Below are 11,531 nucleotides of genomic sequence, written 5' to 3' on the forward strand. Positions count from 1 at the left end.
CCCTCAACGGGTCTGGATCGGGGATGTCCGGTCGCGGGGGCCATTCGGCGACCAAAATCGACGCACGAGTGGAGTGGTCGTTGTACCGAAGGAAGCTCTCGTCGACGTCGAAGTACTCGAGGAGGACGGCGAGAACCTCCTGCGACACGATGGCCGTGGTCGCAGCGTTCGCCGCCATCAGCCGGACGGCGGCGGTGCTCACCAGCCGGTCCAGGCTCAGGGGCGATGATTCTGCGGGCACGGAATTCAGCGTAACGGCGGCACGTCAATGTCGACGGCCCGTTGGCGGTTGCGGATCGTGGCAGGAGGCCCGACCGACGGGGCGGGCCGGTTGGGAGTCCTGCGAGTAGACGAAGTCGACTCGGGCCACCACTTCGAAGGCGTCGACCTGCGTCACCGTACGACCGTGCGGTCGGCCCGTCGTGCCTCGGCTTGAGCCGCCGTGATGGCCATCTCATCGAAGATCTTCGGGAGTTGCTCCGGTGCTGCGTGATTGGCGAAGGTGCGCCGGTCCCACCACATCATCTTCGTGCGGTATCTCTCGTCGGGGTACGGCGTCGCCGCAATGGGCGCCACCACGGCTCCCGACGTGCGCCACCGCTCGAGCACGTGCGGCGCTGAGGTCGCCATGCCGAACTGGACGTCTAGCAGAGCCATTCCGTGAAATATGGTGCGCGCCAACGCCTGGGACAGTCGTCGCGCATTGTCCCGATCGTCCGTGGTCCAGGCGGACTTCATTTCCAGCACGCCGAAGGGAATTCGGTCGGCGATCATCTTGTAAACGGCGGGTAACCCCGGCTGCCCGGCCCACTCGACCGTCGCGTGCGATTCGTCGGCGGATCGCAGGGGGCCCTTGGCGCGAAGGCCGCCGATCACCCGTCCCGCCGCGTCGATGGTCGTCCAGAACATCGCAGTGTCGACGCCGTCTCGAATCGCACCAAGGTCCAAGGCCCGCTCGACACCGTGGGCACGGTAACTCCGTTCGGCGCCGCGCAGATACTCGTGCCACAGGTCGCGGTCTACCGTTGGATGGGACACCACCATCGTGCACTCCGCAACAGGGTCCCACCAGCTAATGTTGTCGGTCAGCGGAGAGCCATCGGAAAATCCGAAGTCGAGGGGTTGGGGGTGCATCGTCGCCTCATTCGTTCGGCAGTCAGTGATGGGGGGAGGTCGTCACTGTCTGCGGTCCTTCGCGATGGGTGGGGATACCCAGTCGTCAATAATTATCAGTCCTAACCATGGCCGGACTCCAGCTAGGATGCGAGTGTTTTCTGAGATCGCAATGCGAAGCGTCGACCTGCCACGACGGCTCGCTAATCTCAATTTATTTGCAGCAATTCCCAGTAGTAGCGTTGCAGCAGATTGACCGCCCTAATGGTTCGCTTGGGCGAATATCTGTACCGCATCTGGCAAATTGATGCGCGTGGATGCCATTCTGTTTCAGGTGGTGAAGGCGTTAAGAGTAATCCGGGACCAGTTTCGTGGTCAGGGCCCCTTTGAGAGGAGAGAGCGTGAAAGTATTCCACGATCTGAATGAGTTTGCGACGGCACAGGGCAGCCAACTCGGACCCACCGAGTGGATGGAGATCAGCCAAGAACGCGTGAACCTCTTCGCCGAGGCCACCGACGATCATCAGTGGATCCACGTCGACCCCGAGCGGGCGGCAGGCGGCCCGTTCGGCGCGACGATCGCCCATGGGCTACTCACGCTGTCGCTTCTGCCGCACTTCTCTCATCAGCTCTACCGAGTCGACAACATCACGCTGGCGGTCAATTACGGCTACGACAAGGTTCGCTTCATCACGCCGGTGAAGGTGGGCGCGAAGATCCGGGCGCGTGGCGAAATCACCGCCATCAAACAGCTCGAGGGCGCGGTCCAAGCCACCACGACGATCACCGTCGAGATCGAGGATTCGGCCAAGCCGGCGGCCGTCGCAGAGTCGATCGTCCGCTACATCGCGTGATTCTGTGGCGCGTGCTTACGGGGCGCTGAGTTCTGGACGTTACGACTTGCGCTGGGCGGCCTTGACCAATCCACCGCCGATGATGAGGCGCTGGATCTCGCTCGTTCCCTCGTAGAGGCGCAGGAGTCGGACGTCTCGATAGATCCGTTCGACGGGGACGTCACGCATGTAACCGCTGCCGCCGTGCACCTGCACTGCGAGATCCGCGACCTTGCCGACCATCTCGGTGCAGAACAGCTTGGCGGTCGAGGGTGCGATGCGGCGATCCTCGTCGGTGACCCACATCCTCGCCGCGTCGCGTACCAGAGCGCGGCCCGCCATCACCCCGGTCTGCATGTCGGCGATCATCGCCTGCACGAGTTGGAAGTTGCCGATCGGCGTGCCGCCCTGAGTCGCACTCGCGGCGTAGGCGACTGATTCGTCCAACGCGCGCTGGGCGGTGCCTACCGAGAGCGCGGCGATGTGGATGCGGCCGCGCGCCAACGAGGTCATGGCCGCCCGGTAGCCGATGTCCTCGGCGCCGCCGATGAGTGCGTCGTCGCCCACCCGCACGTCGTCGAGGGTGACGTCCGCGGTCAAGGCGCCCTCCTGGCCCATCTTCGAGTCCTTTGGTCCCACCTCGATGCCTGCGGTGCCGGCGGGCACCAGGAACACGGCGATGCCGGGTCCGTCGGAGTCGGCGGGCCGCGTGCGTGCGAAGACGACGAAGAGGTTCGCAGTCGGAGCGTTGGTGATGTACTGCTTGCGCCCGGTGATCACCCAGCGGTCACCGTCGCGAACGGCCTTGGTGCGCAAGCCTGCTGGGTTCGAACCCGCACCCGGCTCGGTGAGCGCGAACGACGCGACCACATCACCCGAGGCGATTCCCTGGAGCCAGCGGGTCTTCTGCTCGTCGGTGCCGAAGCCGACGAGCACCTGCCCTGCGATGCCGTTGTTCGTCCCGAACATCGAGCGCAGGGCCAGAGTGGTGTAACCCAACTCCATCGCCAGTTCGACGTCCTGAGTCAGGTCGAGGCCAAGACCGCCCCACTCCTGCGGGATCGCATAACCGAAGAGGCCCATTGCCTTCGTCTGATCGCGGATGTCGTCGGGGACCCGGTTGTCGGTCATGATCTCCAGCTCGCGGGGCATCACGACCGACCGAACGAAATCCCGGGTCGCGCCGAGGATGTCCCGGAAGTCCTGATCGCTGACCGTGGGATCTGCCATGCGTCGTGCTCCTGACGGGCCGGGGATGGTGGTTAGATAAACAAATATCATATTTTATGTTGGATACCGCTAGACCTTCAGGAAGGGACGGGCACTACATGCCATTGCTCGACGGACGGACTGCGGTCGTCACCGGTGGGGCGCAGGGGATCGGCTTCGCGATCGCCGAGCGTTACGTCGCCGAGGGCGCGCGCGTGGTGCTTGGTGATCTGGACCTGGCCGCGACCGAGGCGGCGGTCGAGAAGCTGGGTGGACGCGGCATTGCCGCTGCGGTGCGGTGCGACGTGACGAACGCCGACGAGGTCGAGGCGCTCATCGCCTCGGCGGTGGACACGTTCGGCGGTCTCGACGTCATGGTCAACAATGCAGGCATCACGCGCGACGCCACCATGCGCAAGATGACCGAGGAACAGTTCGACCAGGTCATCTCGGTGCACCTGAAGGGCACCTGGAACGGCACCCGAAAGGCCGCCGACGTCATGCGGGAGAACAAGCGCGGCGCGATCGTCAACATCTCCTCGATCTCCGGCAAGGTGGGCCTCATCGGCCAGACCAACTACTCCGCCGCGAAGGCCGGCATCGTCGGCCTGACCAAGGCGGCGGCCAAGGAAGTCGCCCATCTCGGCGTGCGCATCAACGCAATCCAACCGGGCCTGATCCGCTCGGCGATGACCGAGGCCATGCCGCAACGGATCTGGGACGCCAAGCTGGCCGAGATACCGATGGCCCGCCCCGGTGAGCCCGACGAGGTGGCCAAGGTCGCGCTCTTCCTGGCGTCGGACCTCTCGTCCTACATGACCGGCACGGTGCTCGAAGTGACCGGCGGGCGGCACATCTGATGCTCGACGCGGTGATCTGCGAACCGGTCCGTACCCCGATCGGTCGCTACGGCGGAATGTTCTCCTCCCTGACCGCAGTCGATCTCGGTGTCGCGGCGCTCAAGGGACTGCTGGAGCGCACGGGCGTGGCGCCCGGCGCCGTCGAGGACGTGATCCTCGGGCACTGCTACCCCAGCATGGAGGCACCGGCAATCGGACGCGTCGTGGCGTTGGACGCGGGGCGGCTGGTGTCGGTGCCCGGGATGCAGTTGGAGCTCCGGTGCGGCTCGGGACTGCAGGCCGTCATCCAGGCCTGCCTGCAGGTCGGAACCGGGCAGAACGACCTGGTCGTCGCGGGCGGCGCCGAGTCCATGAGCAACGTGGTCTTCCACTCGACGGACATGCGCTGGGGTGGGGCCCGCGGCGGGGTGAAGGTGCACGACGCACTGAACCGCGGTCGCGTCACGGCAGGAGGGCGCGACTACCCGGTGCCCGGCGGCATGATCGAGACCGCGGAGAACCTCCGGCGCCAGTACGGCATTGGGCGCGAGGAGCAGGACGAGCTGGCCGTCAGGTCGCACCGCCGTGCGGTGGCAGCGCAGACCGACGGCCTGCTGGCAGATCAGATCATCGGAGTGACGGTCACCAGCCGCACTGGCGAGGACGTGATCGGCGTCGACGAGCATCCCCGTGCCGATACCACCGTCGAATCCCTCGGCAAGCTCAAACCCATACTGCTGAAACAAGATCCGGAATCCACCGTGACGGCCGGAAACGCCAGCGGGCAGAATGACGCGGCGTCCATGTGCATCGTCGCCACGCCGCAGAGGGCGGCGGAGTTGGGGCTGACGCCGCTGGTTCGGCTGGTCTCTTGGGGCGTCGCGGGCGTGGCGCCGAACGTGATGGGCATCGGCCCGGTGCCTGCGACCGAGGTGGCGCTGAGCAAGGCGGGCCTGGCACTGGCAGACATCGACGTGATCGAGCTCAACGAAGCCTTCGCCGCTCAGGCGCTGGCGGTGATGCGCGAGTGGAAGTACACATCCACCGATCTGGACCGTACCAACGTGGCGGGCTCGGGCATCTCGCTCGGTCATCCGGTGGGCGCGACCGGAGGGCGGATGCTGGCGACGCTCGCACGTGAACTGCACCGGCGCGAGGCCAGATACGGGCTGGAAACCATGTGCATCGGCGGCGGGCAGGGCCTGGCCGCCGTCTTCGAAAGGGTCGGGGCATGACGAAACTTGCGCAGACGGCCGGGCTCACCGACGTCCAGACCGAGATCGTCGCCACGGTGCGGCAATTCGTGGACAAGGAAGTCATCCCGTACGCCCAGGACCTCGAGCACGCCGACGAGTATCCGCAGGCGATCGTCGACGGGATGCGCGAGATGGGGCTCTTCGGGCTGATGATCCCCGAGGAGTACGGCGGGCTGGGGGAGTCGCTGCTCACCTACGCGCTGTGCGTCGAGGAGTTGGCCCGCGGCTGGATGAGCGTGTCGGGGGTGATCAACACACACTTCATCGTCGCCTACATGATCCGTCAGCACGGCACCGACGAGCAGAAGAGGCGGTTCCTGCCGCGCATGGCGACCGGTGACGTGCGAGGCGCCTTTTCGATGTCGGAGCCGGAGCTGGGTTCCGACGTCGCCGCCATCCGCACCAGGGCGGTCCGCAACGACGGTGGCGGCTATACGATCACGGGTGCGAAGATGTGGCTGACCAACGGCGGCAGTTCCACACTCGTCGCCGCACTGGTCAAGACCGATGAAGGGGCCGACAAGCCGCACCGCAACCTGACCGCCTTCCTGATCGAGAAGCCCTCGGGTTTCGGCGAGGTGCTGCCCGGCCTGACCATCCCCGGCAAGCTCGACAAACTCGGCTACAAGGGCATCGACACCACCGAGCTGATCTTCGACGGTTACCGCGCCGCCGACGCCGATGTGCTCGGCGAGGCACCCGGGCAGGGGTTCTTCCAGATGATGGACGGCGTCGAGGTCGGCCGGGTCAACGTCTCGGCCCGCGCGTGCGGGGTCGGCATCCGCGCCTTCGAGCTGGCAATCCGGTACGCCCAGCAGCGCAGTACGTTCGGCAAGCCGATCGCCGAGCACCAGGCCATCGCGTTCCAACTCGCCGAGATGGCGACCAAGGTCGAGGCCGCCCATCTGATGATGGTCAACGCCGCACGGCTCAAGGACTCCGGCGAACGCAACGACGTCGCCGCGGGAATGGCGAAATACCTTGCCAGCGAATTCTGTTCAGAGGTCACCGAGGCGAGCTTCCGCATCCACGGCGGCTACGGCTACTCCAAGGAGTACGAGATCGAACGCTTGATGCGCGACGCCCCCTTCCTCCTGATCGGCGAGGGCACCAGCGAGATCCAGAAGACCATCATCAGCAAGAGCCTGTTGCGTGAGTACCACCTCTGACCCCGAATTCGTGGCGCGCCCGCAGCTGTCCGACGACGTCGCGCGCTACGTCCGCAGGCGAATCTTCAACGGGACCTTCCGCGCAGGGGAGTATCTGCGGCTCGATCAGCTGGCGGTCGAACTCGGCATCAGCGTCACGCCCGTACGCGAGGCGCTGTTGAACCTCTGTGCCGAAGGATTGTTGGTGCAGCGGCCGCGGCGGGGGTTCATGGTGCTCGAGTTGACGGCCCGCGACATCGCCGACGTGGCGAACGTGCAGGCCTTCATCGGCGGCGAGCTCGCGGCCCGTGCTGCGGAGAGCATCACCGACGAACAGCTGTCGTCGTTGCGGGCCGTTCAGGACGAACTGGAGGAGGCATACGGCAGCGGTGATCTGGAACGTACGGTACGGCTGAATCACGAGTTCCACCGGACGATCAACGTCGCCGCGGGCTCGCCGAAGCTGACCCAGTTCATGTCGAGCATCACGCGGTACGCACCCGAGTCGGTGTTCCCGACGTTGTCCGGGTGGCCGAAGCAGTCGACACGGGACCACCGTCGTGTCATCGCGGCCTTCGAGCGCCGAGACGCCAATCGGGCGCGGATGGCGATGGCCGAGCACTTCACGATCGGCGTCGCGCCGCTGACCGAGCACCTCGTCGAGCGGGGCGTCATCGCTGACACGGACTCAGCCGTGGAGGCCACGGGGGGCATTTGACAGACGTCAGAATTCATTGACGTACGTCAAACGCGCTGCTAACGTCCGGGCGGTGGACCGACCTCTTCCGCGTACCGCGATCATCGGCGCGGGTATCAGCGGGCTGACCGCTGGCAAAATGCTCAAGGACTACGGCGTGCCGTACACCACGTTCGAGACGTCCGATCGAATCGGCGGCAACTGGGCGTTCGGAAATCCCAACGGGCACAGCAGTGCGTACCGGTCACTGCACATCGACACCTCTCGGCAACGGTTGTGCTTCAAGGACTTTCCGATGCCAGAGCACTATCCGACGTTCCCGCACCATTCCGACGTCAAGGCCTACCTCGACGATTACGCCGAGGCGTTCGGGTTGCTGGAGAACATCGAATTCGGCAATGGGGTGACCCAGGCCCGGCGTGTAGACGGCGGCTGGGACGTCACCGACCAGCGGGGCGACACGCGCCCCTTCGATCTCCTGGTCGTCGCCAACGGTCACCACTGGGATCCGCGGCTGCCCGACTTCCCTGGCACGTTCGACGGCCTGACGGTCCACTCGCACTTCTACGTCGACCCGCAGACTCCGCTTGAACTGACGGGCAAGCGAATCCTCGTCGTCGGTCTCGGCAACAGTGCAGCCGACATCACCGTCGAATTGTCGTCAAAGGCGTTGCAGAACAACGTGACGCTGTCCACGCGGTCGAGTGCGTGGATCGTGCCGAAGTACATCGCGGGTAGGCCGGGGGACACGCTGTGGCGGACCAGTCCGCATCTGCCGCTGTCGTGGCAGCGCAAGGCCCTGCAACTGTTCGCACCGGTCATGGGCGTCGATCCGAGGAACTACGGGTTGCCCGCTCCGAACCACAAGCTCTTCGAAGCGCATCCGACGCAGTCGGTGGAGTTGCCGCTGCGGCTCGGCTCGGGTGACGTGATTCCCAAACCCAACGTCTCGCGGCTGGACGGTGACACCGTGCACTTCACCGACGGCACCAGCGACCAGTTCGACGTCATCGTCTACGCCACCGGATACAACATCACGTTCCCGTTCTTCGATGAGGACTTCATCAGCGCACCCGGTAACCAGATTCGGTTGTACAAGCGCATGTTCAAGCCGGGGTACTCCGACCTCGCGTTCATCGGGTTCGCGCAGTCGGTGCCCACGCTGTTCCCCTTCGTGGAGTGTCAGTCGCGGCTGCTCGCCGCCTACGCGATCGGTCGCTACGCGCTGCCCGCTCCCGAGGAGATGGAGCGCGTCATCGATGCCGATCAGAGGCGCTATACCGGCCATTGCACCGACAGCGCAAGGCACACACAGCAAGTCGACTTCTTCCACTACGAGCACGACCTGCGGACGCGTGAGCTTCCCGCGGGCGCCAAACGTGCGATGGTGCCCACATGAGATCGCAGACCGATCGTCGGCCGCCGCAGCGCAGCGACCACCGGCGCGAAGCCATCCTCGACGCGTTGGACGACTGGCTCCTCGAGTCGAACCTCGACGCCATCAACATCGCCGAGATATCGAAGCAAGCCGGCGTGACGCGCTCGGCTTTCTACTTCTACTTCGAGAACAAGGGCGCCGCGGTGGCAGCCCTGATGGAGCGCATCCTGGACAGGACGTTCGCCGTCAACGATGCCTTCATCGCCGCGTCCGATCCGCCGCGACGGCGGGTCTACGCCATGCTCGACGGACTCTTCACGACGTGCGAGCAGCACCGCCACCTCTTTCGGGCCATGTTGGAGGCACGGGGTTCGAATGCGTCGGTCCGCGACATCTGGGACAACGCCCGCGAGTCGTTCGTGGAATCGGTCGCGGAGATGATTCGCGTCGACCGTGCCGCGGATCGGGCGCCCGAGGGTGCGGACGCCGAGGTACTGGCCTCGGTGCTACTGGAATTCAACGACCGCATGCTGGAGCGGCTCACGCTGGGCGGATCGTTGAGCCGAGAGCAACTGATGGACGGTGCCGCGGCGATCTGGCTGAGCACGATCTACGGCGTCTCGCAGGCGGATCGCGAGCAGGAGACGGCATGACCTTCGAAGACGTCACCTTCCAGGCTCGGGGTAGTGCGTGCAGCGCGTGGCACTTTCGCGGCGACGGTGACGCGCTCACCGGACCGGGTGGCCGACCCATCGTCGTGATGGCGCACGGTTTCGGTGGGACCAAGGACGCGGGACTGAAGCCGTTCGCCGAGCGCATCAGCGCCGCAGGAGTCGACGTCCTGGCGTTCGACTTCCGCGGCTTCGGAGCCTCGGACGGTCAACCGCGGCAGTCGATCTCGATCAAGCGGCAGATACGGGACTATCACGCCGCGGTGGATGCCGCGAAGTCGCTGCCGGGGATCGACGGTGATCGTGTGGCGATCTGGGGTACGTCGCTGTCGGGTGGTCACGTGTTCCACGTCGCCGCCGACCGTTCCGACGTCGCCGCGGTGATCGCCATGACGCCCCTGACCAGTGGACTGGCCGCCAGCCGCGCCTCGGCCGGCACGCGCGGTGTGTCGACGGCGCTGCGGTGGACGGCGGTGGGAGTGGCGAGCCGAATCTCGCTCGCCCGTGGCGGGGCGCCCAAGCTGATGCCCTTGGTGGCCAGGCCCGGTGAACCGGGTGCGCTCGCGCTGGACGGCGCATACGAGAGCTACACGTCCCTGGCGGGTCCCACGTGGCGCAACGAGGTCGACGCGGCGGTCGGCTTGGAGTTGGGCTCCATCCGAACGACGTCGTCGGCGAAGAAGCTCCGCAGTCGAGTGCTGGTCCAAATCGCCGACTTCGACCGATACGTGCCCGCTGACTCCGTGGCCAAGACCGCGGTGCACGCTCGCGCCGAGGTGCATCACTACCCGTGTGACCACTTCGACGTGTGGCCCGGGCACAGCTGGTTCGAGAAGGTGGCGCAGGATCAGGCCGGCTTCCTGAAACGGGTGTTCACTAGGGCCGATACAGCTCGGCAACCTCGCTCGGCCTGACCTTCATCGCGGCATTGCGCGGCAGTTCGTCCACCGTTGCGATCGCCACCGGAACGTGGTGGCTCGGCAATGATTCGCGGATCAGGTCCTTCAACTCGGATTCCGATGGCGGCGTGGCACCGAGCCGGAGTTCGACTGCGGCGAAGGGCACTTCGCCGAGCCTCCGGTCGGCGACCCCCACGACACAGGCGTCGCGGACGGCGGGGTGCGTGACGAGGACTCTTCGAACCGTTTCCGGGATCACCTTGAAACCGCCACGGTTGATGGCGCCGTCGCCCCTGCCGTGCAGCGTGACGAATCCGTCCAAGTCGATCGACGCAAGATCGGTGGTGCGGATCCACTCGGGTCCCATCACGTCGACCCGGGCTTCGAGAAAGCCCTTCTCGCCGTTGGCCACCTCGCACCCGGTGTGCGAATCGACGATTCGCACGTGCACCCCGGGCAGTGGCCTGCCCGAGCTGTCGGGCTTGCTCGCACCGTAACGGTCGCGCAGCTCTGGCGTCCAGGCACACACGGACCCTGCGAACTCCGTTGCGCCGTAGGCCCACAGCACCGGAATGCCGTAGCGGTGCTCGAACTCCTCGCGAAGCTCGTGTTCCAACGGGCCCGATCCGCCGACCAGATACTCGAGTGAGGCCAGATCGGCCCTGTCCACGTCGGCGTCGAGAAGCATCCGGACGAGTGCCGGCTGTGCGCCACTGCGCCTGATGCGGTACGTCTTGACGGCACGCACCCATTCGTCGACGGTGAACCTCTCCAACAACACCATTCGCTTGCCCGTGTACGCGGCCGCCAGCAGCTGGCATACGCCGATGCTGCCGAACGGCCAGAACACCACGTCGGGAGGATCCTCGGGGGTTGGGTCTTGGCCATGGGTGATGCTGAACACGGTGTGTGAGAGCACCGACGTGGTGATCGGGACCCGCTTGGGTGCTCCGGTGGTGCCGCTTGTCAGGATGTGGATTCCGGGCTGTGAGACGGATGGATCGGTAACCGCCGCTGCGCCTTGGACTCGCGGAGTGAGCAGTTCGACGATGGGATCGTCGAGGGACACGGCCACCGTCGCGGTGCCCGCGCGTCGGGCCGCGGTCAGCACGGTGTCGGTCCAGTCCGCGCGGTCGGCGAGAACCGCGGCCAGACCAAGGCTCTCGACGTCCGCACCGATCGACGATGCGGACTGGTAGGAGTAGATCATCACCAGCGGGCGACCGGACGCGACGAAGCCGAGGACGGCGGCCGCATGTGGCACGCGGTTGCGGACCACGACGCCAACGGGTTCGGCGCGCCCGACCCCGGCGAGATCGAGTGCGTCGTCGATGCGCGTCTGGTAGCCGGCGATGTCGTGACCCGAGTACCACTTCCGCTCGAACTCGATGAACGGTCGGTCGCCGTAATCGGCGAGGCTTTGCGCCAGGACGATCGCAAACGATTCGGCGGGGCTCCCATCCGCTGAAGGCCCGAGCATCTCAGTAC

Annotated in this window: 13 protein-coding genes; 8 read left to right on the top strand and 5 right to left on the bottom strand. The window is 65.8% G+C overall.

Annotation, left to right across the window (positions count from 1 at the left end; all coding sequences use genetic code 11):
* The 3 genes from ACRDUX_RS12830 to ACRDUX_RS12840 form a co-directional block, all read right to left on the bottom strand.
* A partial coding sequence (locus ACRDUX_RS12830; protein ID WP_526414418.1) for a hypothetical protein occupies positions 1–178 on the bottom strand: 178 nt, incomplete at its 3' end.
* An 87-nt stretch (positions 179–265) separates the two neighbouring features.
* On the bottom strand, positions 266–397 hold the full coding sequence (locus ACRDUX_RS12835; RefSeq protein ID WP_526414407.1) for a hypothetical protein: 132 nt from the start codon (positions 395–397) through the stop codon (positions 266–268).
* Positions 394–1,134 carry a hypothetical protein gene (locus ACRDUX_RS12840; protein ID WP_526414408.1) on the bottom strand — a complete coding sequence of 247 codons (741 nt, stop codon included), beginning with the start codon at positions 1,132–1,134 and terminating at the stop codon, positions 394–396. Before ACRDUX_RS12840 ends, ACRDUX_RS12835 begins: the two co-directional genes overlap by 4 nt.
* Positions 1,135–1,514: 380 nt before the next feature.
* On the opposite strand from ACRDUX_RS12840, the gene ACRDUX_RS12845 reads away from it, so the two are divergent.
* Positions 1,515–1,967: a MaoC family dehydratase gene (locus tag ACRDUX_RS12845; protein ID WP_526414409.1), complete on the top strand. Its 453-nt coding sequence runs from the start codon at positions 1,515–1,517 to the stop codon at positions 1,965–1,967.
* A 39-nt stretch (positions 1,968–2,006) separates the two neighbouring features.
* On the opposite strand, the gene ACRDUX_RS12850 is transcribed toward ACRDUX_RS12845, so the two are convergent.
* Positions 2,007–3,176 carry an acyl-CoA dehydrogenase family protein gene (locus ACRDUX_RS12850; RefSeq protein ID WP_526414410.1) on the bottom strand — a complete coding sequence of 390 codons (1,170 nt, stop codon included), beginning with the start codon at positions 3,174–3,176 and terminating at the stop codon, positions 2,007–2,009.
* A gap of 98 nt (positions 3,177–3,274) precedes the next feature.
* Here ACRDUX_RS12850 and fabG point away from each other — a divergent pair, with 98 nt between their 5' ends.
* Genes fabG through ACRDUX_RS12885 form a run of 7 tightly spaced genes read left to right on the top strand, consistent with a single transcriptional unit; the run spans position 3,275 to position 10,058 of the window.
* Complete coding sequence (gene fabG, locus ACRDUX_RS12855; protein WP_526414411.1) at positions 3,275–4,015, top strand: 3-oxoacyl-ACP reductase FabG; 741 nt, start codon at positions 3,275–3,277, stop codon at positions 4,013–4,015.
* On the top strand, positions 4,015–5,229 hold the full coding sequence (locus ACRDUX_RS12860) for a thiolase family protein (protein ID WP_526414412.1): 1,215 nt from the start codon (positions 4,015–4,017) through the stop codon (positions 5,227–5,229). Before fabG ends, ACRDUX_RS12860 begins: the two co-directional genes overlap by 1 nt.
* Entirely contained in the window at positions 5,226–6,419 is a 1,194-nt protein-coding gene (locus ACRDUX_RS12865; protein ID WP_526414413.1) for an acyl-CoA dehydrogenase family protein, read from the top strand. The genes ACRDUX_RS12860 and ACRDUX_RS12865 overlap by 4 nt, the downstream gene beginning before the upstream one ends.
* A complete protein-coding gene (locus ACRDUX_RS12870; RefSeq protein WP_526414414.1) occupies positions 6,403–7,116 on the top strand; it encodes a GntR family transcriptional regulator in 714 nt (237 codons plus the stop codon). Before ACRDUX_RS12865 ends, ACRDUX_RS12870 begins: the two co-directional genes overlap by 17 nt.
* Positions 7,117–7,168: 52 nt before the next feature.
* The gene (locus ACRDUX_RS12875) at positions 7,169–8,494 is read left to right on the top strand and encodes a flavin-containing monooxygenase (RefSeq protein ID WP_526414415.1); all 1,326 of its coding nucleotides are present in this window, start codon (positions 7,169–7,171) and stop codon (positions 8,492–8,494) included.
* Positions 8,491–9,126, top strand: a complete 636-nt coding sequence (locus ACRDUX_RS12880) for a TetR/AcrR family transcriptional regulator (RefSeq protein WP_526414416.1) — start codon at positions 8,491–8,493, stop codon at positions 9,124–9,126. Before ACRDUX_RS12875 ends, ACRDUX_RS12880 begins: the two co-directional genes overlap by 4 nt.
* Positions 9,123–10,058, top strand: coding sequence for an alpha/beta hydrolase (locus tag ACRDUX_RS12885; protein WP_526414417.1), 936 nt, complete (start codon positions 9,123–9,125; stop codon positions 10,056–10,058). Before ACRDUX_RS12880 ends, ACRDUX_RS12885 begins: the two co-directional genes overlap by 4 nt.
* Here ACRDUX_RS12885 and ACRDUX_RS12890 read toward each other — a convergent pair.
* Positions 10,021–11,523, bottom strand: coding sequence for a class I adenylate-forming enzyme family protein (locus tag ACRDUX_RS12890; RefSeq protein WP_526414419.1), 1,503 nt, complete (start codon positions 11,521–11,523; stop codon positions 10,021–10,023). The two genes, ACRDUX_RS12885 and ACRDUX_RS12890, sit on opposite strands and share 38 nt — an antisense overlap.
* Positions 11,524–11,531 lie beyond the last annotated feature (8 nt).

It is taken from the genome of Mycobacterium sp. (genome assembly GCF_050701675.1).
Classification (GTDB): domain Bacteria; phylum Actinomycetota; class Actinomycetes; order Mycobacteriales; family Mycobacteriaceae; genus Mycobacterium.